The sequence below is a fragment of the Paenibacillus sp. MER 180 genome, from assembly GCF_023713665.1.
In the GTDB taxonomy this organism is placed as follows: domain Bacteria; phylum Bacillota; class Bacilli; order Paenibacillales; family Paenibacillaceae; genus Paenibacillus_B; species Paenibacillus_B suaedae.
Genome location: NZ_JAMAVT010000010.1, coordinates 51,769 through 75,713 on the forward strand (window position 1 = coordinate 51,769; position 23,945 = coordinate 75,713).

Annotated in this window: 23 protein-coding genes and 1 other annotated feature; of the genes, 18 read left to right on the top strand and 5 right to left on the bottom strand. The window is 49.0% G+C overall.

The window, feature by feature from the left end; translation table 11 throughout:
* Positions 1-52: 52 nt before the first annotated feature.
* Positions 53-347: a binding site (T-box leader), on the top strand.
* Positions 348-425: 78 nt separating this feature from the next.
* Complete coding sequence (gene trpS, locus M3661_RS17375) at positions 426-1,412, top strand: tryptophan--tRNA ligase (RefSeq protein WP_065290672.1); 987 nt, start codon at positions 426-428, stop codon at positions 1,410-1,412.
* A gap of 29 nt (positions 1,413-1,441) precedes the next feature.
* Here the strand turns inward: trpS and M3661_RS17380 are convergent, their stop codons facing one another.
* Entirely contained in the window at positions 1,442-1,642 is a 201-nt protein-coding gene (locus M3661_RS17380) for a DUF5325 family protein (protein ID WP_021254259.1), read from the bottom strand.
* Positions 1,643-1,761: 119 nt separating this feature from the next.
* Between M3661_RS17380 and M3661_RS17385 the strand changes: the two genes are divergently transcribed.
* Positions 1,762-1,980 (top strand): alpha/beta-type small acid-soluble spore protein, encoded by a 219-nt coding sequence (locus M3661_RS17385; RefSeq protein WP_005551143.1) that lies wholly within the window; start codon positions 1,762-1,764, stop codon positions 1,978-1,980.
* Between the two features lie 158 nt (positions 1,981-2,138).
* Here M3661_RS17385 and M3661_RS17390 read toward each other — a convergent pair whose 3' ends face one another.
* Positions 2,139-3,122, bottom strand: a complete 984-nt coding sequence (locus M3661_RS17390; RefSeq protein ID WP_251487027.1) for a metal-dependent hydrolase — start codon at positions 3,120-3,122, stop codon at positions 2,139-2,141.
* A gap of 113 nt (positions 3,123-3,235) precedes the next feature.
* On the opposite strand from M3661_RS17390, the gene M3661_RS17395 reads away from it, so the two are divergent.
* The 3 genes from M3661_RS17395 to M3661_RS17405 all read left to right on the top strand — a co-directional run bounded on the left by M3661_RS17395 (position 3,236) and on the right by M3661_RS17405 (position 5,289).
* Positions 3,236-3,520, top strand: a complete 285-nt coding sequence (locus tag M3661_RS17395; protein ID WP_065290670.1) for a hypothetical protein — start codon at positions 3,236-3,238, stop codon at positions 3,518-3,520.
* Positions 3,521-3,686: 166 nt separating this feature from the next.
* Positions 3,687-4,619, top strand: coding sequence for a heme o synthase (cyoE, locus tag M3661_RS17400; RefSeq protein ID WP_251487029.1), 933 nt, complete (start codon positions 3,687-3,689; stop codon positions 4,617-4,619).
* Positions 4,620-4,689: 70 nt separating this feature from the next.
* Positions 4,690-5,289, top strand: coding sequence for an SCO family protein (locus M3661_RS17405; protein ID WP_065290668.1), 600 nt, complete (start codon positions 4,690-4,692; stop codon positions 5,287-5,289).
* 4 nt (positions 5,290-5,293) lie between these two features.
* Here the strand turns inward: M3661_RS17405 and M3661_RS17410 are convergent, their stop codons facing one another.
* The 3 genes from M3661_RS17410 to M3661_RS17415 form a co-directional block, all read right to left on the bottom strand.
* Positions 5,294-5,644, bottom strand: a complete 351-nt coding sequence (locus M3661_RS17410) for a toprim domain-containing protein (protein WP_065290695.1) — start codon at positions 5,642-5,644, stop codon at positions 5,294-5,296.
* A 192-nt stretch (positions 5,645-5,836) separates the two neighbouring features.
* Positions 5,837-5,965 carry a hypothetical protein gene (locus M3661_RS30300; protein ID WP_260612440.1) on the bottom strand — a complete coding sequence of 43 codons (129 nt, stop codon included), beginning with the start codon at positions 5,963-5,965 and terminating at the stop codon, positions 5,837-5,839.
* Positions 5,966-6,118: 153 nt separating this feature from the next.
* Positions 6,119-7,318, bottom strand: a complete 1,200-nt coding sequence (locus M3661_RS17415) for an MFS transporter (RefSeq protein WP_251487031.1) — start codon at positions 7,316-7,318, stop codon at positions 6,119-6,121.
* Positions 7,319-7,466: 148 nt separating this feature from the next.
* Between M3661_RS17415 and M3661_RS17420 the strand changes: the two genes are divergently transcribed.
* From M3661_RS17420 to M3661_RS17480, 13 genes are all read left to right on the top strand, one after another.
* A complete protein-coding gene (locus M3661_RS17420; RefSeq protein WP_065290665.1) occupies positions 7,467-7,907 on the top strand; it encodes an ATPase in 441 nt (146 codons plus the stop codon).
* The gene (locus tag M3661_RS17425; protein WP_251487232.1) at positions 7,904-9,082 is read left to right on the top strand and encodes a transglutaminase domain-containing protein; all 1,179 of its coding nucleotides are present in this window, start codon (positions 7,904-7,906) and stop codon (positions 9,080-9,082) included. Before M3661_RS17420 ends, M3661_RS17425 begins: the two co-directional genes overlap by 4 nt.
* 109 nt (positions 9,083-9,191) lie before the next feature.
* On the top strand, positions 9,192-11,285 hold the full coding sequence (locus M3661_RS17430) for a peptidoglycan D,D-transpeptidase FtsI family protein (RefSeq protein ID WP_065290663.1): 2,094 nt from the start codon (positions 9,192-9,194) through the stop codon (positions 11,283-11,285).
* 285 nt (positions 11,286-11,570) lie between these two features.
* Complete coding sequence (locus tag M3661_RS17435; RefSeq protein ID WP_065290662.1) at positions 11,571-12,572, top strand: metal ABC transporter solute-binding protein, Zn/Mn family; 1,002 nt, start codon at positions 11,571-11,573, stop codon at positions 12,570-12,572.
* 50 nt (positions 12,573-12,622) lie between these two features.
* Positions 12,623-13,393, top strand: coding sequence for a metal ABC transporter ATP-binding protein (locus M3661_RS17440; RefSeq protein WP_094183130.1), 771 nt, complete (start codon positions 12,623-12,625; stop codon positions 13,391-13,393).
* Positions 13,394-13,398: 5 nt separating this feature from the next.
* Positions 13,399-14,352, top strand: a complete 954-nt coding sequence (locus tag M3661_RS17445) for a metal ABC transporter permease (RefSeq protein WP_021258579.1) — start codon at positions 13,399-13,401, stop codon at positions 14,350-14,352.
* Entirely contained in the window at positions 14,349-15,230 is an 882-nt protein-coding gene (locus M3661_RS17450) for a metal ABC transporter permease (RefSeq protein ID WP_065290661.1), read from the top strand. The genes M3661_RS17445 and M3661_RS17450 overlap by 4 nt, the downstream gene beginning before the upstream one ends.
* A gap of 255 nt (positions 15,231-15,485) precedes the next feature.
* Complete coding sequence (locus M3661_RS17455; protein ID WP_065290660.1) at positions 15,486-16,220, top strand: Cof-type HAD-IIB family hydrolase; 735 nt, start codon at positions 15,486-15,488, stop codon at positions 16,218-16,220.
* A gap of 45 nt (positions 16,221-16,265) precedes the next feature.
* Complete coding sequence (locus M3661_RS17460; protein ID WP_138184524.1) at positions 16,266-16,742, top strand: DUF456 domain-containing protein; 477 nt, start codon at positions 16,266-16,268, stop codon at positions 16,740-16,742.
* Positions 16,743-16,868: 126 nt separating this feature from the next.
* Positions 16,869-18,539: a putative polysaccharide biosynthesis protein gene (locus M3661_RS17465; protein WP_065290693.1), complete on the top strand. Its 1,671-nt coding sequence runs from the start codon at positions 16,869-16,871 to the stop codon at positions 18,537-18,539.
* A gap of 269 nt (positions 18,540-18,808) precedes the next feature.
* Positions 18,809-20,788 carry a methyl-accepting chemotaxis protein gene (locus tag M3661_RS17470; RefSeq protein WP_251487034.1) on the top strand — a complete coding sequence of 660 codons (1,980 nt, stop codon included), beginning with the start codon at positions 18,809-18,811 and terminating at the stop codon, positions 20,786-20,788.
* A gap of 342 nt (positions 20,789-21,130) precedes the next feature.
* The gene (locus tag M3661_RS17475) at positions 21,131-22,312 is read left to right on the top strand and encodes an acetyl-CoA C-acetyltransferase (protein ID WP_251487036.1); all 1,182 of its coding nucleotides are present in this window, start codon (positions 21,131-21,133) and stop codon (positions 22,310-22,312) included.
* Positions 22,281-23,945 carry a class I adenylate-forming enzyme family protein gene (locus tag M3661_RS17480; RefSeq protein WP_251487040.1) on the top strand — a complete coding sequence of 555 codons (1,665 nt, stop codon included), beginning with the start codon at positions 22,281-22,283 and terminating at the stop codon, positions 23,943-23,945. The genes M3661_RS17475 and M3661_RS17480 overlap by 32 nt, the downstream gene beginning before the upstream one ends.

Genomic DNA, 23,945 nt, shown 5'->3' on the forward strand with positions numbered 1-23,945 from the left:
TAATTCCTAGTTATGTAGAGCTCGCATAAGTGATAGGATATAATTGAATTCGTGTAAAATGATGATGAGGATAAGTACGCTATGCGGTAGCTCCAGAGAGTCGGTGGTCGCTGTGAACCGGCGCGAATGCATAGTTGGAATGGGCCTCGGAGTGCTGTGTTGAACCGGTGAAGTGCATGAAGTAGACATAGCCGCAGCTCTGCGTTACAGAGGTCAAGGCTTGCAATGAGGGAGTCAGCATAGTTTGCTGATGCTTCCTAACATTCGTAGGATTGTGCTTGTAAGAAATCACAGCCATACGATTATGCAGGCGAATTAGGGTGGCACCACGGTTCTTCGTCCCTTGCGGATGAAGGGCCTTTTTTGCGTTCTCGAGTATGACGATACAAGAATAATGATATTTGTGGAAAAGGAAGTGTTGCGTGATGAAACGCGTACTATCTGGTATTCAGCCAAGCGGTCAATTGACACTTGGCAACTACATCGGAGCAATCCAAAACTTCGTGAAGCTGCAGGAAGAACATGAGTGCTTCTTCATGGTGGTAGACCTGCATGCCATTACTGTACCGCAGGATCCGGAAAAATTGCGTGAGCAGACAGAATCTGTAGCTGCCTTGTATATTGCGGCAGGCCTCGACCCAAGCAAGTCGAACATCTTCCTCCAATCTCATGTTCATCAGCATGCAGAGCTTGGATGGTTGATGACCACACTCACCTATATGGGTGAGTTGGAGCGGATGACGCAATTTAAGGATAAGTCGGAAGGGAAGCAGTCAGTTGGATCGGGCTTGTTCGTATATCCATCTCTTATGGCTGCAGATATTTTATTATATCAAGCAGATCTTGTTCCCGTTGGCGATGATCAGAAGCAGCATTTGGAGCTTACTCGGGACTTGGCTGCACGCTTCAACGGGCGCTTCGGCGACTTCCTGACTGTTCCAGAACCGTATATCCCGGAAGTCGGCGCACGGATTATGTCATTGGATGATGCCTCCAAGAAGATGAGCAAGAGCAACCCGAACCCTGGAAGCTATATTGCCTTGCTAGATGATCCTGCTGTCATTCGCAAGAAAATCAGTCGTGCCAAGACAGACTCAGAGGCACTTGTGAAGTATGATCCTGCGAATAAGCCGGAAATCAGCAACCTGATGAGCATTTATGCACATGCCGCTGGTATGTCCATAACTGAAATTGAAGCGAAATACGAAGGCCAAATGTACGGGCCGTTCAAGAAAGATTTGGCTGAGCATGTCGCTGCGCTCATCGAGCCGCTTCAGGCCCGCTATCATGAAGTAAGACGCACAGGTGAACATCACGAGGCGCTGCGTCGTGGTGCTGAGCGAGCACGTGAAGCGGCAGAGCAGACATTGACGGAAGTGAAACGCCGGATGGGCTTCGTGCTCCCGCAATAAATCTAGGACGATTTGTTAAGCCTGCTTGCCTACTGGCCTGATGTATGATCTTGTTGGGCTAAGCTTCGCCGACGAAGCTTGGCCTTCACAATGAAGCCGCATCCCATATTCACGATAGCAAGTATGGTAAAGAGAAGAGCAAGCCAGACACTTTGGCTGATGGAGATCGCTGTTGCGATCAGCAGGGCGATGGAAGAGCATGCGAACCATAGTGATAACCATTTGTTCATGGGGAAGACTCCTTTTCGCAAAATAATGTTACAGATAAGTATAACATTTTGCAGGCCGGATAAAATAAGTTTGCAAGCTTGCACAACTAGAAGCGCCAATTGCGAAAGGAGATTCACCTATGTCTAATCGTTCTGGTTCCAACAACTTGGTTGTTCCTCAGGCTACTGCTGCATTGCAGCAAATGAAATTCGAAATTGCTCAGGAGTTGGGCGTTCCAATTCCACAAGACGGCTACTACGGGAACTACACTTCCCGTGATACCGGTTCTATCGGGGGATACATGACGAAGCGTTTGGTGCAAATGGCACAACAATCGCTTTCCGGCGGTTCCCGCTAATCGAAATGCACTAATGATTTGGCTACCCTGCGCGCGGGGTAGCCTTTTATTATGATAAGTGAGCATCAACAGCATTTGGTCAAAAAAGAAGGTACAGTGGATCCTGTCTTCACAGATTCCCTGTACCTTCTTCTTCTAAGTGCCCTTACACGCCGTTTCTATTCGTATTCCAATCCAAATTGCTTGCCGGAGTGAGTTTTGTTCAGCCAGCCTACGAAATAATCAAGCGTCTCATACTTGGCGTTCATCATGACGACAGCAACGAGGGGGAATTGCTTGCGATGCCTATACCTGACATCGGCCCAGCGAACGGCATATCCATAACCGGTTGGCTCTACCGTTGCACAAGCGTAGCGTGAAATGTACAGGAGCGCTTCTACAGCAGGGTGCTCCTTGGAAGCTTCTACTGCTGGATGCTTATCGCAGTAGGCCGTCTCTGTCCAATGGAGACGATTGTGATTCCAGTTCCCGATTCGGTATGCCCCTTCTGGAAGAGGCTTGACTACATTCCATCTGGATAGCGATACGGTCGGAATAAGTGTATACGTGTCCGAATGGACGTACTCTTCATCGAAGAGCAGCATCTGATCCTTGAGCTTCTTGTGTACAGATGCCCTCCATAAGAAGTACACAAGGAGCAGCGCATACAGCACGGGAAATACTATTCTTGGTGACAAGACACCCAATCCCCACAATGCTACAGCTACGAGGTGGGAAGAGAAAATAATCGGATCGAACAGCGAGATGAAGTCAAAGGACAGCCATTTGTCTGTAACAGGCCACGCCGCTTGGGTTCCATAGGCATTACACAGATCAGTAATGACGTGTATGACTACGGCGAGAGCGGTCCAGAGCAGAACGTGCCAGAACAAGGCACCCTTGTTCAGCAAAGTCATTAGACCTGCGATAAGCAGTGCCCATATTGGCAGCATTGGGATGGAATGTGAGATGCCTCGATGCTGACGAATATAGGTGGTGTTGTCCTTCAGCTTGAGTGCAACATCCGCGTCTGGAGCCTGTGATCCGAGCAGAACACTGAAGAAGACGGCCGAAGCCGTAGCAGGATGGGTCATGACGGCAGGATCAATGTGTGAGAGTCCGGCAAGCCCCAATCCAATAACAGCATGTGTGCTTGTATCCATATTCGTAATCACCCTCTTGTATTGTGAGCAATTATGTACCAGAATATGACTCATGAGTACAATTCACAAGAAGGATTCAGTGGGGGCAACATAAGAAAGAGGGGGAATCAACCATGAACATTATATTTGTCGAGTATCGAATTGATCCGGACAAGCGAGAAGCATATTTAGAACAGATTACAGAGCGCCTGCGGCCTTTTCCTCAAGTCGTATTATATGAAGGAACTGACCAACCTAACGTATTCGTGGAGCAGTGGATGGATACCACACACGAAGAGTATTTGCAGCTAAGACGGATTCGTCTGGAGGAAACAAGTGAATGGGACGTTATTACCGCTTGCATTCCTGGCGGCAGATCCAAATTGCATATCTGGGAGTTCGCATCAATTTCCAAATAAGTATAGCCACACACGCTATTGTGAGGAAGATCCAATAGATTGTCAAAATGATGAACGATGCTACGAGACATTGTCAGCAATTGGACGTTTTTGATATGATGAAAATTACAGCGGAAACACAAAGTTTCTGCTCTTGTTTGTACAACACAAGGAGGAACAGGTCATTTTGGATAAACAATATACGTACCAGGCTCCTTCCGACTCTATCCCGCTATCGCCGGAACCGGTGCGGGTCGAATTATGGAAAGAGTTTGTTCAGTTAACGAAGCCGGGTATTATTCGCTCCAACTTAATGGCTGCATTCACAGGGTTTTGGGTGGCAGCCAAATGGGATATTCCTTGGATGACCTTGCTGTGGATGATAATTGGTACAGCACTTACGATGTCGTCCTCATGCGTGTTCAACAACTATTTTGATCGAGATTTCGATATGAAAATGGAACGTACGTGCAATCGCTCGCTTCCTACGGGTCGTTTACAGCCGAATATTGTGCTCTGGTATGCCATTATTCTTGGTATTGCAGGTCTGTCGGTCTTGTTCCTGATGACCAATCCATTGACAGGATGGTTTGGCGTTCTGGGCATGTTTGTTTATGTAGTCATTTATACACTGTGGTTGAAGCGAACATCGACATGGAGCACCTCTGTTGGAGCCATTTCGGGAGCAATGCCACCCGTTATGGGGTATACATCTGTGACAGGTCAAGTGGATGAAGGGGCTATCCTGTTGTTCCTCATTCTATTCCTGTGGCAGCCGCCTCACTTCTGGGCGCTAGGCATTCGACGTGTTGAAGAATATCGTGCCGCTGGATACCCGCTGCTTCCCGTAGTCAAAGGAATCGAGCGGACGAAGAAGCAAATGATCCCGTATGTTGTGCTGCTTCTGCCGGTTACTTGGCTGTTCTATTCGTATGGCTATGTAAGCTGGATTTACGGGGTATTAGGAACCATTCTTAATGTGATTTGGCTGTATATTTGCATCTCGGGCTTCAAGGCGAAGGACAATGAAGCTTGGGCGAAGCGCAACTTCTTGTTTTCGATTAACTGGTTATTGCTGCACTTGTTCATTCTTGTCTTGGATACGATGGGGAAAATGTAATATCGCATCAAATCGAATTAATTGGAATTCAGCCTGACCACTAAAGGGAGTGTAACGGGAGGAACAGACGATGTCTCAATGGGCGAAGAAGTATTCTTTGCAAATCTTCTTAATGTCACTGGTTGTGGTATTTGCAATTATTGCTGCTTGGTTATACTGGCCGCGTGAAGATTTCAAGAAGGCACCGGATTTTTCAATGCAAAATGTGGATGGAAGCACAGTAAGTCTTGATAGTACGAACGGGAAGGTAAGGCTCTTCTATTTCTATTTCACGAATTGTCCGGACGTCTGTCCGCCGACGACATTTATGCTGTCTGAAGTACAGACTTTACTGCAGGAGAAAGGCGTATTTGGTAAAGAGGCAGGTATCGTATCCATCTCCTTCGATCCGGAGCGGGATACGATGGATGCGATTAAGACGTGGTCGCAGAAATTCAACGCTGACTACTCAGGCTGGTATTTCCTTCGCGGAAAAGAAGAGGATGTGGCCAACATGATGCCAGCGCTGGACTCTGCTGTGATGAAGGATCAGGATGGCAACTTTACACATCTCAATGTCATTACCCTGGTCGATCAGAAGGGCAATATTCGCAAAGCGTATAACGCGAATGATCGGGAGCGAACAACGCCTGAAATCATTGCCGAAGATGTCATGAAATTAATTAAATAAAAGATTAGTTAAGCGGGGGAAGATCCGGATACACGATGTATTCGTCTAACCCCGCTTTTTCTAATTGTTGGATTAAATACTCATCTGGCGTGCCTTCTACTCCAGCATACCCTCGGCGCGTATAGAGATGATCTGCATCTGGGAACGTATCTCGCAGAATAGCTCGAATACGTTTCCCAGAAGAGTCATTATCCATAAATAAGTATACGGGCTTATCTCCAACCTGCTTACGCAGTTTTTCTGTGCGATCGGTATTCAATGTCCCATATGTGCACATGATGTCAACTTCGTCAGCCAACAGCTTTCGCAAGCGGCTGCGATCGTTTTTGCCTTCTACGATGAGAGCGATTTCCAGCGTGTTCACCTTCTTCCTCTATGCGGTATGGGAAGCATTCCGAATCTGATGGAAATGATCCGGCCAGTAATTCTCCCATTATCAATAGTGTACCACGAATGATGAAATCCATTGCGGCGATGCAACGAGAAGCGCATGACAAAATTGGCTTGCCCGGAGGCAAGCCGTATAAGGAGAGAGCAAGATGGGGGGTTACAGCAGAGGAGCACGCAGAATGATGACGAGCAGGATGAACAGGGCGAGAATTACGGTGGTTATTGTCCAGAAGCGTGCGCCGAACGCCAGCTCTGGCCCACCGCCAGGCTCAGTATAATACCCCAACTAGGTTCACCTGCTTTCGTCGGTAGTCATTTCTCATCATTATAGTATGTTCGCGGAATTATCCTGTTCTGTGTATTCACCCATATTTGGGAATATGGGCGCAAACCATGTGAAGGCATCAAGATGCCGGGACAGGACATTCAGCTCTTGTTCTTATGTAGTTGGGTTCGTCGAAGGTGGATGCGTGCTGTGGACAGTCTTCTTCACTAACGATGTAGGCTTGCCTGGCGGGAGCAGCGTAACGGCTGTCATAAGGACGAGAAATGCGATGAAGTACGGCGATAATTGCCCACGGAGCTGCCCGGCAATCATCGGTCCAATGAAGGAGCCGATAGAAGAAGCAATCGATAAAATAGAGAAGATTCGACCATATCTGGCTCCGCCGCTCAGCAGCAAGAGATGAGCTGATAAAGCCGGTAAAATGATTCCCTTCGTCATCCCGATAAGAAATAAGGAGAGAAGTAAAGGCACAGACCAGTGAATTGCCAATAGAAAGAACAGAATCGCTAGCGAAAAGGAGCCGAGCCATGTGCGCATATAAGCAGAATATTGATTCAAGAACAACATGCTTAAGGTAAGGAGCGCCCCGAGGCTGATGGCCGAGAACAATACGCCTGTTTTCATTATTGAGGTTAATGCGTCAGCCATAAATGGCAACTCAAAAAATAAGATGCCCTGCGAGCAGGCAATGGCAAGCGGCATAAAGTAGAAGCGCCATGGGATAGCAGGTGCATGCTCAGAAGATGCAGCTGGTGTTGAAGTAGGGATGCTTGGTGCTGTCGTCTTAGAGGAGGGACTTTCACTTTCTTGAACATCTTGAATAAACAGCCATGCCAACATACCAACAAGGATAAGGCCAATGCCCAGCGCTTGGAACGCCATGACGAATCCGATTTGGGACACGAGATAAGCGCCAGCGGCAGGAGAGACAACAGAAGCCAATGTATGGACGAGCCCATTGCCTGCCATCAACTTGCCTTGATGAACATGATCGCGTGCCATTCGTGCAAGCAGAGACAGGCAAGCAGGGGAGAGGAACGCCAGCACGAATCCGCTTATGGAGCGTAGAATAAGCAGCTGCCATGGGTTGACGACATGGGCCTGAAGCATGAGAATAATGCCGGCTCCAATGAGGCTGAACACGATGAAGATGCGGCTGCCGAAGCGGTCTACTCCGTAACCGGCCATGACGTTGCCAGGCAGATGGGTGAACGAGTACATACCCATCATTAATCCGATGAAGGATGGAGCAGCACCAAGAGAGATTGCAAATGGGGTCAGAATGGGGTACTGCGCATGCAAATCGAAAAACGCAACGAATAAAAACAGGTAGAGCCAAAAGACAGAACGCAAGCCAAGTCACCTCCAGATCGCTATGGTATACTTGTACGTATTAGCGGACGAACTTAGTACCCGAATTTGGCTGAAGATGTTAGATGGTCTGACTGTTGCATCATATGGGAATGATGTATAATACGCTTTGGAAAGGGTGATTGAAGAAGTGAGTCAACTCGAAATGTGGTTTGAATTTATTAAGCAAAATTGGCTTGTCTTCCTAATCGCACTCATCGTACTGCTCGCAATTGTTAGTTTCGTGAAAACGATGATAAAATGGGCGCTGGTCGTCGTAATTGTCGCTGCTGTAGCCGTCTATAGCGGAATTACGTGGGACGACGTGAACAACGTAGTGACGACAGTGAAGGATGAGACGGTGCTGAAGCTGAAGGATCAAGCGATGAACTCCATGATGGAGGAAGCGAAGAAGGCGACGTTCAAGAGCAATGAGGACGGGACTTATACGATCAAGTCGCCGAATTTGGAGCTTACAGGCACTCCTAACAGTGACAAAGTGAAATTATCGTTCAATGGAGTCTCCCTTGGTGAATGGAGCATGAACGATACGATTCGCGATTTCGTGAAGGAAGCGAAGCAGAACAAATGAGTACTGGATTGCAGTGGGAATGGAACGCGATAACGCTAGTACTGCTTGCGGTCGTGCTTCTTTCCGCAGTTCAAGGGGTGGCGAGAGGCGCTTCGGGGTCCATGCGTCACCTCTTTCTATTTGTTGCTCAGTCGGCCTGCACCATTGTATCGCTTATCCTGTCCTTTGCTGCTGCGATGTGGCTCTCGCCCATGGTACAGCGTCAGTTCGTTGATTGGAATATTGTTATACCCTCCCATGCACTGGCTTGGTGGGAGCAGATCTATTATACCTTCGTGACAGGGATACGGGACTTCGCCCTGCTGCGCGTTGCAATCTTGTTCGGCATCATCTATATGCTCGTTCGAGGAATAATGGGTTGGCTCGTATCTTTGATCTGGAGCGGGGCTTCTGTGGCGAGTCAAGAAGAAGGAAACTCATCTTCTCGCTCAGGGTTCATGCAAGTGATTGGCCGTATGGCCAATTGGCTAACGGGTGGTGCAATTGGTGTGCTAATTGGTGGTGTGCGCGCCTTCATCATTATTATGGTGTTATTCGTATATGTTGCCCTTCAGCCTGCTACGAAGGCAAGCGATATCATTCAATCCTCTTCTGCTTATCGTACGGTGGCTAACCAAGTGATCGAGCCGCTTGCGGGGTCATTAATTACAGAGAGTCTGCCTGTTTTCACCTCCCAAATGGGGCAAGAATTCGGAGAACTTCTGCAGCGACGATATGAAGTCATTGATAATCAGATTTCTTCCGATGTGAAGCAAGCCGCGCGTGATGTGACGGCAGGAGCATCGACCGATGAAGAGAAGGCGCGACGCTTGTATGATTGGGTCGGTTCCCGGGTTCAGTATGATTGGGATAAGGCCAAGCAATACGAGACGAAGCGGATTTGGAAGGAGCAGACCCCGGAAGATACCTTCGCTACGAAGCAGGGGGTATGTATCGATTATGCACGTCTGTATGCAGTCATGGCTCGTTCCTCAGGGCTTCAAGTCAAGGTTGTGACCGGTCTTGGATACAATGGCAATGGCGGCTATGGACCGCATGCCTGGAATCAGGTCTGGCTAAGCGAACAGAAGAAATGGGTGCCGCTAGATAGCACATGGGCATCATCGGGAGATTGGTTCAATCCTCCTAAGTTCGACACCACTCATATTCCAGACAAGCCATTGACGATAAGATAATTTGCGGCGATGGCGATTAGAAGCTGCACAACCTTTGAATATAGGCAAATCAGTATGGTAAAATAAATAAGATTGTACAGCAAAAGTTAGCAAGAAAGGATGATTGGCATTGAGTCATCCAAATGCGGATGATCCGCAGAAGCGGGAAGTACAGAACCGGCGTACGTTTTCGTTTCGGTTGAACTTATTCTTTTTTATTACATTTTTGATTTTCACCGTGCTTATCGTGAGACTGGCCATTTTGCAATTCGTTGAAGGTCCCGCCCTGAAGGAGAAGGAGTCCCAGCTTGGATTCCGGGAAACGGCGGTACCGCCGCTTCGGGGAACTATTTATGATGCTTCGAATACGCGGCTAGCCTATTCTACAGCGTCGCAATCTCTTTACTTCAATGTGGTGAAAAATTACGGGGATCCGAGCAAGAAGATGACGGATGACCAGAAGAAGAATCGAGCTGAAGTAGAGCAGCTTGCGATGCAGCTCGAGGAAATATTCAAGAAGATAGGCAGTCCTCAAGACAAGCCATTAACAGCTGAAGAAATTTTGAAGCGAATGGACTTGGGTGGGAAGATGAATTTTGTTTTCGTTCCCAGGCTCATTAAATCAGGATTGACGAAGGAAGAGGTTGCTTACTTCCTGGAGCATAAATCGCAGTTCAAAGGCATCGATATCGTCGAGGATAGTGTCCGTAACTATGATAAGGATACGATCGCAGTACAGACGGTCGGTTATTTGAAAAAGTTCAAGGGTGTTCGCGAGCGGATGCCGTTCTACAAGGAACAGTATGAGAAGCAGGAACAGCTTCCTACGGAGAAGGAATACTTGGAATACGAGGATGTTGGCGTTGACGGCATCGAATTGATGTATCAGAACGAGCTGCGCGGTTTGAACGGGGTGAAGAAGTTCCCGGTCAACGTGGCGGGTCGTATTATCGGTCCGATGCAGCTGACGAAGCCGGAGCGCGGGAACAACATTCATCTGACGATCCACCGCGATATCCAAAAGGCAACAGAGGAGTCCATCGTAAAAACGCTGGAGAAGATTCGTAATTCCTCGAACCGCACCGAGTATGCACCAAATGCACGCACAGGCTATGCAGTTGCGATGGAAGTGGACACGGGCAATATCGTGTCGATTGCCAGTATGCCGGATTATGACCCGAATGTATGGCGCAACGGCCAAATCAGCGTCGAGGATTATGAGAAGATCCAGTTTTATATGGGAAATGGGGCCGTTCGCGAAGTCTATGGTCCGTATAATGATGACAAGGAGCGCGGACGTCATCCAACTTCCCTTGTCTATCTTGGATCTACGATGAAGCCATTGTCGGTTCTCGTCGGGTTGAAAGAAAGATTGTTCGGTCCATGGGAAGATTACTATGACAAAGGTTACGGTGAATTCGGACGCCGCGGTCATGAGACGAAGGTATGGAACTCAAGCAAAACGTCTTACGGTTACATGGATGCAGCAAAAGCCTTGAAAGTATCTTCTAACGCCTTTATGGTGGATATGATTGGTAAGAGACTCTTCTCCCTTTCTGACAGAAACGGTTTGGAATTGTGGGATAAATACATGGAGGCCTTTGGCCTTGGCGTGAAGACAGATAGCGGCTTGCCTGGTGAATCCGCAGGATTGAAGGACTATCTGGTAGAGGCGGAGCGCAACAATGCACAGTCCGCTCTCGTATACGCCTCCTTTGGTCAGCAAGGGAAGTATACAACCTTGCAGCTCGCTCAATATGCAGCTACCCTAGCGAATCATGGTAAGCGCATTAAGCCGCAATTCGTAAGCAAGATTACAGATGGGGATGGCAAGGTAGTCAAGTCATTCGGTCGTGAAGTGTTAAATGAGACGAATTTCGATAACACGCACTGGCGTGTCGTTGAAGAAGGGATGTCGAAGGTTAACGTTCACGGTTTTGATGGATTCCCATACTCGTTCTATAGAAAGACGGGTACATCGCAGCAAGATATAGCAGGGAAAAGACTAGAAAACGCCGTGTTCATTGCCTATGCGCCGGCGGATAAGCCGAAGCTTGCGGTTGCGGTTGTCGTCCCAGAGGGCGGATATGGTTCCTACGGGGCGGCTCCGATCGCGCGTGCTATGTTCGATGCGTATGATGAGGTATACGGACTTACGGGTACGCCGAAGAAGAAGCAAGCCACAGGCGGCGAATCTACGGATGCAGCTAACAACAATCAATAAGCAGGAGGAGTCGCTGCGTTCAGTGGCAATGATGCATTTCTGAGCGTTGCGAGCCTCAAATAAAGACTTTTTCATATCGTACATGGTGTCACCGATCAGGGAGCACATCGCATACGATATGGAAAAGTCTTTTCTTTTTGCAAAACTATATGTCTAGGGAAAGAATTTTTTTTATACGAAAATAGTTGCATTAGGGAAACATATTTGTGTATATTAAACAATGATCAGTGATAAACGTAATCATTACAAAAAAACATTGGGTATTCATGTGGGAGGGAACGAAAGATGACGAAGGCAGCTGAAAGACCGAATGGGAAGTTCAAAATGAATTCGGCGTTGAAGCGGTTGGTTATGACGATATTGTTCTTAAGCGTAGCTGTAGGATTAGCAGCATGTGGCAGCAGCACAAACGAGGGCAAGACAGAGGGAACTGCAACGTCTGCCGATGCTAATCCAATCAAGGTAACAACTACGATTGGTATGATCGCTGACGTGGTGAAAGAGGTAGGAGGAGACCGTGTTGATGTGATTGGGTTGATGGGGCCAGGGGTTGACCCTCACTTATACAAGGCGTCCCAAGGAGACATTAAGAAGTTGGATGATGCGGACATCGTATTCTACAACGGCTTGCATTTGGAAGGGAAGATGGTCGATATTTTGGAGAAAATGAGCGGCAGCAAGACGACGGTTCCCGTCTCCAGAACAATTTCGGAATCTGAGCTGCTCGCAGATCCGACATTAGCACAATCGCATGATCCGCACATTTGGTTCAATGTGCAGAATTGGATCAAGGCGACGGAGGTCATTCGTGACACGCTGGTGGAATATGATGCGGCACATGCAGAAGCCTATAAGCAGCGCGCTGAGGCATATGTAAGCAAGCTGCAAGAGCTTGATGCGTATGTACACAAGCGGATAGAAGAGATTCCGGAAGGGAGCCGCGTGCTCGTGACGGCGCATGACGCGTTTGGATATTTTGGCAAGGCGTACGGCATGAAGGTTATGGGGCTTCAAGGAATCAGCACGGCTTCTGAGTACGGAAGCAAGGATGTATCCGATCTTCGCGATTATCTGGTGGACAATCAGATTAAGGCAGTTTTTATTGAATCGAGTGTACCGAAGAAGGCAATTGAGGCGGTCATCGAAGGAGCGAAGAAAAAAGGCCATGAGGTCGTCATTGGCGGTGAATTATTCTCGGATGCAATGGGCGAGCCGGGGACAGAAGAGGGAACTTATATTGGCATGGTTCGCTTTAACGTCAATACGATCGTCGATGCACTGAAGTAATGTACATAACTTCGAGAGATATAACACGGTAGGAGAGGAGCGTAATGAGCATGATGGATAAGGGGAATACGCCGCTTCGTGTGAGTGGCTTAACTGTTGCATACCAGAAGAAGCCCGTGCTTCGCAATGTTAGCTTTACGATACCGGAGGGCAATTTGATCGGCATTATCGGCCCGAACGGAGCGGGGAAATCGACACTAATTAAATCCATTCTCGGATTGATACCTCGAGTAAGTGGAGAGGTGAGCATATTCGGCAAGCCTTACTCGGAAAGCCGTAAACGGGTAGGCTACGTCCCACAGCGCGAATCGGTAGATTGGGATTTCCCCACGAACGCACTCGATGTTGTAATGATGGGCCGTTACGGACACTTAGGATGGTTCAAACGACCGGGCGCGAAGGAGAAGGAGATTGCGCTCGATTGCTTGGCCAAGGTGGGGATGGCGGATTTTGCAGATCGGCAAATTAGTCAGCTGTCTGGCGGTCAACAGCAGCGTGTATTCCTAGCAAGGGCGCTTGCCCAAAATGCGGATATCTATTTTATGGATGAGCCGTTCGTTGGTGTAGATGCGATGACGGAGAAGGCGATCATTACATTATTAAATGAATTGAAGCGTCAGGGGAAGACCGTGCTTGTCGTCCATCACGACTTGGCAACAGTGAAGGAATACTTCGATTGGGTAATGCTTTTGAATGTAGAATTGGTTGCTTGTGGAGAAACCGAAAAAATATTTAACACAAGCATGCTGCAGCAAACCTATGGCGGCAGACTTACCGTGTTGGATCAAAATGCGGGCGCCGTCATGGTAGGAACGAGGTGAGTGCAATGTTCGGAATATCTTGGGACGTGTTGCGTGATCCGAATACGCAATGGATTCTCGTCGGCTGTTTGCTGCTCGGTCTCATGAGCGGCATTGTGGGCAGCTTCGCTTATTTGCGGAAGCAGAGCCTGGTTGGGGATACGCTCGCGCATGCTGCGCTACCAGGCATATGCATTGCTTTTATGCTCACTGGGGTCAAATCACTGCCATTATTTTTCCTAGGGGCCTTCTTGTCCGGTATGCTGGCAACAGCGGGAATTTCAGTCGTGACTCGCTATACGCGCATCAAAGCGGATGCGGCAATGGGGATTATGCTGTCGGTGTTCTTCGGTGTTGGCATTGTGTTGCTGACGCAAATTCAGCATTCCAGCTACGGTAACCAAAGCGGACTCGACAAGTTTCTTTTCGGCCAAGCAGCTTCCATGATGCAGAGTGATGTCTATACGATGGCAGGCGTGTCGCTGCTTATTATTGTGGCATGCAGCCTGCTGTTCAAGGAATTCAAGCTGCTCAGCTTCGATCCTGGCTTTGCGCGCGGACTCGGGTTTCCGGTTGGCGTGCTGGAGCAACTGCTTATGCTGTTTACCGTAATTGCCGTCGTTGTTGGCATTCAGGCAGTCGGCGTTGTGCTTGTTGCGGCACTGTTGATTACTCCTGCCGTATCTGCACGCTATTGGACAGATCGACTCGGATTGATGGTGCTGCTCAGCGGGCTGTTTGGAGCAGTAAGCGGTATTATTGGCACACTTGTTAGTACGACGACGAGCAATTTGCCTACTGGCCCGCTCAGTGTATTAGCTGCAACCTTCGTCTTCTGCTGCTCGGTTGTATTTGCCCCGCGCCGCGGTGTGCTTGCGAAATGGATTCGTCGGATCCGTAATCATCAATCGATTCGGGTGGAGGAGCGAATTCGTCTAGAGGAGACGGAACCTCGATTGCGAAAGGAGGCGTCGTTGTGACAGACCTATGGATTATACTGACCGGTGCGCTTGTCGCTGCAACTTGTGGGATATTGGGCTGCTTCCTCGTGCTTCGCAAAATGTCCATGATCGGGGATGCCATCAGCCACTCCGTGCTTCCCGGCATCGTTATAGCCTTCATGCTAAGCGGCTCGCGTGATTCGTTCGTCATGCTACTGGGTGCGTCCGCAGTAGGTTTAGTAACGGTATTTCTCATTCAGCTGTTTCAAAATAGCGGCGTGCAATCGGATGCATCAATTGGAGTGGTATTTACCGCGTTATTCGCGGTTGGCGTTGTGCTCGTAAGCTTGAATGCACGCAATGTGGATCTGGATTTGGATTGTGTTCTGTTTGGTGAAATCGCCTATGTCCATTGGAATACAATGACCTTGTTCGGCATCGACATGGTGCCGAAGGCCGTATGGATACTCGGCTTTACACTGCTAGTGATATTGCTCGTTATCGGGTTGTTCTATAAGCAGTTCAAAATATGTGCATTTGATCCGGCGATGGCTATCGCCTGCGGCATACCTGTTGCGTTATTTCATTATTTGCTGATGGGGCTCGTGTCCATGACGACAGTGGCTTCATTTGAAAGTGTAGGAGCTATCCTTGTCGTCGGCATGCTTATCGTTCCAGCTTCCACCGCCTACTTGCTAACGGAGCGCTTGAGTCTCATGATTGTGTACAGTGTGGCCATTGGAATTGGATGTGCAATAGCTGGCTACTACTTGTCCTCCTTACTGGATGCGTCAATAGCGGGAATGATGGTCACGGTAGCGGGTGCATTGTTCATACTTGCCTTTCTGTTGTCCCCGACTCATGGAATGCTGGCACGCGTGCTGAAGCGTCGTCGGATTGCAGAGATGACTGCTTAGAAGCAGCTTAGGAACACCCTTTGCTCCTGATTATGGAGCGGGGTGTTTTTTGTTATTGCCACATAGGAACCACTGCGTAAGCGGCCTCTTTGTAAAGGAAAGGAATTCTTTGTTGTAAATGCCTGCATATGATACAATGGCGTTATGCAAATTTGTGCACGACAATGATTGACAAAGAGTGTTACAAGCTTCGACAAATAACGAATCACAACTCGTCTGAAGCGGAACGCATCAGAGACAGGAGTGACGGATGAGATGAGTAAATATAAGTTGTTGGCTCTCGATATGGATGGGACAGTATTGGATGATGATCAGCGCATTTCCAAGGAAAATGCCGATGCCATTCGCAGTGCTTGCGATGCGGGAATTACGGTCATCTTCTCCACTGGCCGCGCGTTCGTCAATGCACTTCCTTATGCGGAAGAACTAGGATTGAATGCTCCAATGATAACAGTCAATGGGAGTGAAGTGTGGAAGAATACACGTGAGCTGCACTTGCGTCATCTCTTGGATCGCGAGGCGGTGAAGCGTATGCACGCGATGTCCGAGGAGCATAATGTGTGGTTCTGGGCTTATTCGACGGAACGATTGTACAACAAAGAGAATTGGGGAGCCGATATCGAGGCTGAGGAATGGCTGAAGTTCGGCTACTTTACGAAGGATGATCGTGTGCGCGAAATTCTGTGGCGCGAACTGCGTGCCATGGGTGGATTGGAATTGACCAATTCATCGCCACATAATATTGAGATTAATCCTGGAGGAGTCAACAAGGCAACGGGAATACAAACTGTATGCGAGCTTATTGGCTGCGAGATGTCGCAAGTGGTTGCTGTAGGCGACAGCTTGAATGATATGGCCGCGATTCAAGCTGCGGGGCTTGGTGTAGCTATGGGGAATGCGCAGGACGAAGTGAAGCAGGCTGCGGACATCGTCGTACGAACGAACAACGAGCATGGTGTTGCCCAAGTCATTAGGGAGTATATGCTGTAATCGATTGTTCACGAGCGTTTATTCTCGTGCAAGGTGGTGTAACGGATGGTTATTTTCGGTTGGATTAGTGTGATAGTCCTGTTTCTTGTCGGTATGGCAGGGGCTATCTATCCGATTTTACCAGGTGCGCTGGCAATCTATGCAGCTTTCTTTGTGTATGGATTATGCATTAGCTTTGAACCCTTCGGGTTCTGGTTCTGGGCGATTCAGACGATTATTGTAGCTGTGCTGTTTATTGCCGATTACGTGGTCAATGCCTGGGGCGTCAAGCGATTCGGAGGCTCTAAGGCTTCGATCATTGGGAGTACAATAGGGGTCATCATCGGTCCGTTCGTTATTCCGGCGTTCGGTCTTATACTTGGGCCTCTCTTAGGCGCGTTTATCGGGGAACTTATGACAGGGGCGAGTGTGGACAAATCGACAAAATCGGCCATTGGTGCGGTTGTCGGACTATTTACGAGCATTGTCGTAAAATTTGCACTGCAAATCGTGATGATTGTCCTGTTCTTCCTTTGGTTGTAAATGTTTTAATAGAAAAGGTGTCCATAAGACGGTCTGATATAGACTAGGGCTGTCTTATGGAGCGGCTTCCTGCTCTTTGGAGAAAATACGGTGGCTTTTGCCATGATGAATAGAATTGAATGTAGTATGTTCGGACGGGATATTAGGATACGGGCTAGCATACAGAAAGAAGGGAAACGTTTGGCAAAGGAATCATTTATTAAAGGAACGCTCATTATTGCAGCGGCTACCCTCGTCGCTCGCGTCTTAGGGCTCTTTCAGCGCGTTCCGCTTGAGCATATGCTCGGTTCTGTGGGCAACGCCTCTTTTGCTGCCTCACAGACAGTCTATTTGATGATACTTGCAATAGCGACAGCAGGTATTCCGAGTACATTAAGCAAGATGGTATCCGAACGCTACGCACTGAATAAGGTGCGCGAAGCGGAGCGGGTCTATTATGCTGCGCTGCTGTTCGGACTCATATCTGGTGTGATTACAACCTTGCTGCTCATCGCGTTCGCAGGTGTGTATGCGGATATGATTCAGCTGCCTGAGGCTGCACTTGCTATTCGTGCATTAGCACCTGCGCTGCTGTTGTTCCCGGTCATTGCCATGATGCGCGGGTATACGCAAGGGCGCAATATGATGCAGGCAAGCGGTGTATCGCAGATCGTAGAGCAGGTTTTACGTGTTCTTACGGCGATCGGACTTGCCTATATCCTGATGAGCACGGGGCAGAACCAAGAGTGGATCGCAGCGGGTGCTTCCTTCGGCGGTGTGCTAGGGAGTGTCGGCGCATTCATTATTATGATCTATTACTTGCGTAAGCTCCGTCAGGCAGATCGGGAAGCTGGAGTACGCGCACGCCGCAGGGGTGCGAAGAAAGTACCGCTTAGCGATATTTTCCGTTCAATCTTCGCGATGTCCGTACCGATTGTATTGTCTTCACTTGCCGTACCGGCTGTTAACTTTATTGATACGTCCATCACGATTCCACTTCTCTCACCGGAAGTTGGGGTAGATGAGGCGAAGCATCTGTATGGTATCCTTGGTCAGCGTGCACAATCGATCGCTGGCATTCCGCCAATTCTGGCGATTGCGTTAAGCACGTCGCTCATCCCGGTCATTTCCGCTGCCTTTGCGAAGCGGGATATGATTCACTTGAAGCGGCAGACTACAATGGCAATGCGCATTTCCGTATTGAGTGGCATGCCGATCGTATTGGCTCTAGCGGTTGCAGCATATTCCGTGAACGGTTTCTTGTTCAGTACGTTGGACGGTGCAGGCATTATTGCAGCGTTGACGCTCGGTACGATATTCCAAATTACGATGATGACGTCAAGCTCGATTCTAATTGGACTTGGCAAGCCTTATATTGCTATGATCAGTGTAACATTAGGTATTATTATTAAGCTTATTGCCAGCTTCTCGCTTGTTCACTTCTTTGGTATTTACGGCATTATTGGAGGAACAGCATTAAGCTTCCTGCTTATTACATGGCTCAATCTTCGTGTCATGAAGAAGGTTGTTCCGTTCTCGGTACTAGGCAATCGCTGGATAGGCTTCCTGATGACCATCGTGCTGTCGGGTGGCGTAGGATATGGCTGCGAATGGTTGGGCGAGCAATTAGTGGGCATCTTGCCGGCCAAGCTTGCCTTCATGTTCACGGCAGGTGTTGTAGGCGTGGGGGTAGTAGCTCTGTTCGTTGTTGGGCTGGTTGCTTTCCGCGTTATTCGATATGATGAGCTGTCGGGTTATCCGCGTGCGGTTCAGAAGGTACTGCGTCCATTGATGCGATTGCAGGGAGAACGTGGTTAATTCACATACGCGCTATTTATAGCGTAGTGAGAATAAAAAAATTGACAAGCTCCACGAAGGAAGCGCAAGCGATGCACTTCCTTCGTGGAGCTTTTTTTGTCGTACACCAGGGTGCACAAGGGAAAGGAAGCGATACGGGAGGATACAAGGATAATATGGTGTTAATTACCATATGTTGATTTTGTAACAATGTATAAACTTTTACCGTTTTATACCGATATACCAAACGTATTTTGGCAACGAGACTTGGCAAGCAAAGGGGTGTCAACATGAAGAGGTTTATTCAGTGGACTACAGGAATACAACAATCCTTACAAAAGAAAATAATATGCTTACTTGCGTTATTTATTGTCGTTCCTACGATTATTCTTATCATTATCCTGACAGGTACGGCAGCAAGCAATACGAAAGACATGGTCTACAATCAAGTGAATGGGGCTACCCAATCCATTGTCGGTATGCTGGATGACATGTATGATTCTAATGCCTATACGGTAAACAGCCTGGCTGACAGCATTAGTAAGAAGTCGCAACAAAAGGACTGGATCCGTGATCGCATGCTGGAGATTGCCAAAGATATTGACAATATATATGCGGCATATGTCTTTGTAAATAATCAATACATACACAGTTCTAATGACAGTGATGAGACGATTGATGCGATGAAGCGGGACTGGTATCAGCAGGCAAAGAAAAGTGCCGGGAAAGTAATTGTGACGAAGCCGTATCGCGATGCGATAACGAATGATTTGGTAGTTACGTTCGCTAAAGAGCTCCCAGGGAAGAATGGAGTTGTTGCCATTGATGTGGCAATCGATCGGATTAACAAGGCTGTAGAGAAATACAAAGTAGGGAAAAGCGGTTATATTAGCCTGGTTGACAAGGATAATCAGGTCGTAACCCACCCGGTGTACAAGCAAGGAACAATTCTGGACGAAGCCACGTACGGAGAGCTGGCGACAGCGGAAGATCACGGCGCCTACAAGTCGAATGCGGCAGGACGTAATGAGTTCGTCAGTTACGACAAACGCAACAAAATGGGCCTGAGCATCGTCTCGGTCATCGCCTTGTCGGAAATCAACAGTCAAGCCAACTACATTTTTATTGTCGCATCCATCTTCCTAGTCGTTCTTATCGCGTTAATGGGACTATTTTTATGGCGGTTTGTAAAGAGCATTATTCGTCCCGTTCTCCGCGTGCAGCAGCTGACGGAACGGATTGCTGCGGGTGACTTCACAGAACGGATTCCGGAGTCGGATCGCAGCGATGAGATTGGACGCTTGGAGAAAAACTCCAACACGATGGCACAGTCCTTGACTGATGTTCTGCTTCGCATTCGTGAGGTGTCCGAGACGGTTGCGGCTTCTGCTGAGGAGCTCTCCGCTAATACAGAGGAGAATGTAGCGTCTTTGCAGCAGGTGGCTGCTTCTTATCAGGAGGTGTCTGCACAATCATCGCTCCTTAATGATCGTCTCAAAGCGGTTCGCTCTGATGCGCATCAGTCAGGCCGCCAGTTGAAGGAAGTTACCGAACTGGTTAATCTGTCCTCCGAGGCTGCTAATGATATGAGTGAATGGGCAGTACGAGGAGAGCAGGCGTTGAGCAGTGTACGCTCGCAAATGAATGCAATTACAGAACATACAGAGCTGGCGACCAAGGAAACGGAGCAGTTAATTGAGCAGTCCCAGCATATCCGCCGGATTGTCGTATTCATTCAAGAGTTGTCTGCACAAACGAAGCTGCTTGCCCTGAATGCGGCGATTGAAGCTGCACATGCGGGTGAGCATGGCCGTGGATTCGCAGTTGTAGCTGATGAGGTTCGCAAGCTGGCAGAGCAGACGAATGAAGCGGCTGGGCAAATTACAGGCATGATTCAGCATATTCATGAACGTTCTGAAGCGGTATGGACAGCAATGCAGAACGGTTCAGCCTCGGTAGAGGAAGGTCAGCAGGTGACGAAGACGGTGACGAGCAGCTTCGCCGACATGTTCGCGGCAGTTGATGAAATGAACGTACAACTGAGTCATATTGCACAAATGAGCACCCAACTCACCAGTGCCAATGGTACGATGATCACTTCGTTCGATGAAGCGAGTGAAATGACTAATACAACGCTGCTTGAAATGGAAAATGTGGCGGCAGCGGGTGAACAGCAAAATGCGGCTATGCAGGAAATGGCTTCGTACGCGAACCACTTGGCTACCATTGCTGATGATTTGCAGCAGTTGTCTGCGAAGTTCAAGGCATAGCTTGCCTTGCTAGGTGCGGCGTTACGGATGCATATAGATATACAAATAACGGAGAGCACTTGAACCGCGCCGCGGTTCGAGTGCTTTTTTTTGTTATCTTACCAGTTCACTTCTTCCCGGCCGCATCTATTTCGAAATAGCCCCATGTGCAGAGCAAGATCATGGAGTGCGTTCATGTCTGTACCGTTATGCAACTGATTTGCAACTGTCATCGCGTTTACTGGAAATGGTGGATATACAGGCTTGCGGGTGAACGGGCATTTGGGGAGGTGGTCAGCCTCTGAACATTGCAGGACATATCTGCAAGCGGCAGCCATAAATCCTGAACGTGGGGTGGAATAGATGAATGAAGTGTGGATAATGAGTGCAGCACGCACGCCAATCGGTTCATTTCAAGGCAATTATCGGGGTGTTACTGCAGTGGAACTGGGCACAGCAGCTATTCAAGAGGCCTGCAGCCGCGCTGGCATCATGGGAGAACATGTGGATCAAGTATGGATGGGACAGGTGCTGCAAGCTGGAGTTGGGCAAAATGGGGCACGACAAGCGGCATTGCAGGCGGGTATCCCTATCCATGCGCCAGCGACGGGGGTCAACCTAGTCTGTGGTTCAGGGCTGCAGTCTGTCATGCTGGGGGCACAGAACATCAGGGCGGGTGATGCAGATATCGTCGTATCTGGCGGAATGGAGAATATGACCCAATCTCCCTATATACTCAAGCAGGCAAGACAGGGATATAAGTACGGGCACGGGGAGCTGTTGGATACTGTACTGCATGATGGACTGACCTGTGCCTTTCTACAGCAGCCAATGGGCATTACCGCAGAGAAATTAGCGGAACGGTATCATATCACACGTGACATGCAGGACGCATTTGCACTGATGAGCCAACAACGTGCGGAATCAGCGATGCGTGAAGGAAGATTCGAAGCTGAGCTCGTTCCAATCCGAGTACCTGAACGCAAGGGGGCATACCGGACGGTGGATACGGATGAGCACCCTCGCCATGGCATGACCATGGACAATTTAAGCAAACTGAAGCCTGCCTTCCTTAGCAATGGCACAGTTACAGCGGGCAATTCGTCCGGGATTAATGATGGGGCAGCTGCTGTTGTCTTATGTAGCTCGGAAGCAGCTGTGAAGCGTAATTTATCCCCCCTTGCGGTGGTGCGCGGTTATGCAGCAGTAGGCGTGGAGCCGGAATGGATGGGACTCGGACCTGTATCTGCGCTGCGGAAGGCTGCTGACAAGGCAGGCCTGCGCATGCAGGATATTGAACTGTTCGAAATCAATGAAGCTTTTGCGGCACAGGCGCTGGCTGTTACCGAGGAACTGGGCATTGATACAGAGATCGTCAATGTGAACGGAGGCGCGATTGCGCTCGGACATCCGATTGGTGCCAGCGGGACAAGAGTGCTTGTGACACTGCTCCACGAGATGGAGCGAAGAAAGGCGAAATACGGCGCGGCTGCGCTCTGTGTAGGAGGCGGTCATGGTGTCGCTGTCATCGTCGAACGGGGCTGAATCGGAACGACAGCATTCATGGCGAAGCTTTGAGACGGTGGACAGTGCTGCATACTGGTTCGAGCATCGCTGCGAGAAGACGCCGGATAAAGTCGCGGTCGTAGACGCTCATACAGGGAATCGATACACGTATCGAGAGCTTGCACGTCGTGCAAGGAAGTTGGCGTTTGTACTGCAGCATCATGGTGTTAGCGCTGGGGATCGGGTTGCTGTCCTGCTGCTAAATCAGGCTGAGATGCTGGATGCATTGCTTGCCTGCAGACTGTTGAGCGCGATTGCCGCCCCAATGAATTGGAGGCTCGCGGAGTCAGAGCTGCATGAAATTGTACGGGACTGTTCGCCGAAGGTGCTGCTCTATGATCGAACGGATCCTTCGCTTGCTGCTCTATCTGAAGCACTGCAAGAGAGAAGCGTAGAAGTATTGGACGTGTCTGCGCTGATGCATGAACAGGCGGAGGCCCAATGTGAACAACTGGGGAATCCGACAGGCAAGGCAATCGAAGATGCTGCTGCTGAGATTGCAGCCGGGGCAACGGCAGATGAGCTTGCACAACCTCGTGACATATTGGCACAGGAAGCAATCTGCCTCGATGATCCATGGCTTATGATCTATACCGGGGGAACGACAGGGAAATCGAAGGGGGTTGTCCTGTCGCATGGCTCTGTATTCTGGAATGCAGCGAACACGGTAATTAGCTGGCAGTTGAACGAATCGGACGTTACGCCGACCATCTTACCTATGTTCCATACTGGAGGCATTAATGCACTGACAGTCCCTGTACTTATGGCTGGGGGAACGGTCGTGCTCGTGCGTAATTTTCAAGCGGATGACATGATCCGGCTCCTTCGGGAAGAACGATGTACGATTGTGTTAATGGTGCCGACGATGTATCATCTGCTCGTTCAGTGCGATTCATTTCAGAATGAGATGTTTCCGGATATGCGAACCTTTCTCTCGGGAGGTGCCCCATGTCCATTATCCGTATATGAAGCATTTCATGTTAGAGGCTTGCCTTTCAAGGAAGGGTACGGCGCGACAGAGTCCGGTCCAAACAATTTCGTAATCGAGCCGGAAGCGGCTAGAATGAAGCCCGGATCGGTAGGTGTGCCGATGCTGCTCGGAGAAGCAAGAATTATTGGATCTGACGGGCGCGTGCTGGAAGCAGGTCAAGTCGGAGAGCTGGCGCTTCGGGGAGGTCATTTGTTCTCGCATTATTGGAACAATCCGCAGGCAACAGAAGAGACGATGCAGGATGGATGGTTGTTGACGGGGGATCTGGCTCGAAGGGATGAGGACGGCTATTACTATATTGTTGGCCGGAAGAAAGATATGATTATTACCGGAGGAGAGAATGTATATCCACTTGAAGTGGAGCATATTCTCGAGAGTCATCCGAAGGTGCTGGAAGCGGCGGTGCTTGGCATAGCAGATTTGAAGTGGGGCGAAGTTGTCGTTGCTGCTGTCAGTACAGGAGAGATCTCCTCCTTGACGGAAGAAGAACTCAAGCAATACTGTCAAGCGAGGATTGGGAAGTATAAAGTGCCCAAACGCTTTATTCTCACCGAAGAGCTTCCAAAGACAGTAGTGGGCAAGCTGGACAAAAAGGCAATGAAAGCATGGTTTGGCGGTTGA

Bases quoted from the DNA above. Each gene is read 5' to 3' on its own strand.
- M3661_RS17440 (WP_094183130.1), top strand. From the start codon at position 12,623: ATGATGGATAAGGGGAATACGCCGCTTCGTGTGAGTGGCTTAACTGTT.
- M3661_RS17470 (WP_251487034.1), top strand. From the start codon at position 18,809: ATGAAGAGGTTTATTCAGTGGACTACAGGAATACAACAATCCTTACAA.
- M3661_RS17435 (WP_065290662.1), top strand. From the start codon at position 11,571: ATGACGAAGGCAGCTGAAAGACCGAATGGGAAGTTCAAAATGAATTCG.
- M3661_RS17385 (WP_005551143.1), top strand. From the start codon at position 1,762: ATGTCTAATCGTTCTGGTTCCAACAACTTGGTTGTTCCTCAGGCTACT.
- M3661_RS17395 (WP_065290670.1), top strand. From the start codon at position 3,236: ATGAACATTATATTTGTCGAGTATCGAATTGATCCGGACAAGCGAGAA.
- trpS (WP_065290672.1), top strand. From the start codon at position 426: ATGAAACGCGTACTATCTGGTATTCAGCCAAGCGGTCAATTGACACTT.
- M3661_RS17460 (WP_138184524.1), top strand. From the start codon at position 16,266: ATGGTTATTTTCGGTTGGATTAGTGTGATAGTCCTGTTTCTTGTCGGT.
- M3661_RS17380 (WP_021254259.1), bottom strand. From the start codon at position 1,642: ATGAACAAATGGTTATCACTATGGTTCGCATGCTCTTCCATCGCCCTG.
- M3661_RS17405 (WP_065290668.1), top strand. From the start codon at position 4,690: ATGTCTCAATGGGCGAAGAAGTATTCTTTGCAAATCTTCTTAATGTCA.
- M3661_RS17455 (WP_065290660.1), top strand. From the start codon at position 15,486: ATGAGTAAATATAAGTTGTTGGCTCTCGATATGGATGGGACAGTATTG.
- M3661_RS17465 (WP_065290693.1), top strand. From the start codon at position 16,869: ATGTTCGGACGGGATATTAGGATACGGGCTAGCATACAGAAAGAAGGG.
- M3661_RS17445 (WP_021258579.1), top strand. From the start codon at position 13,399: ATGTTCGGAATATCTTGGGACGTGTTGCGTGATCCGAATACGCAATGG.
- M3661_RS17425 (WP_251487232.1), top strand. From the start codon at position 7,904: ATGAGTACTGGATTGCAGTGGGAATGGAACGCGATAACGCTAGTACTG.
- M3661_RS17480 (WP_251487040.1), top strand. From the start codon at position 22,281: ATGGTGTCGCTGTCATCGTCGAACGGGGCTGAATCGGAACGACAGCAT.
- M3661_RS17390 (WP_251487027.1), bottom strand. From the start codon at position 3,122: ATGGATACAAGCACACATGCTGTTATTGGATTGGGGCTTGCCGGACTC.
- M3661_RS17475 (WP_251487036.1), top strand. From the start codon at position 21,131: ATGAATGAAGTGTGGATAATGAGTGCAGCACGCACGCCAATCGGTTCA.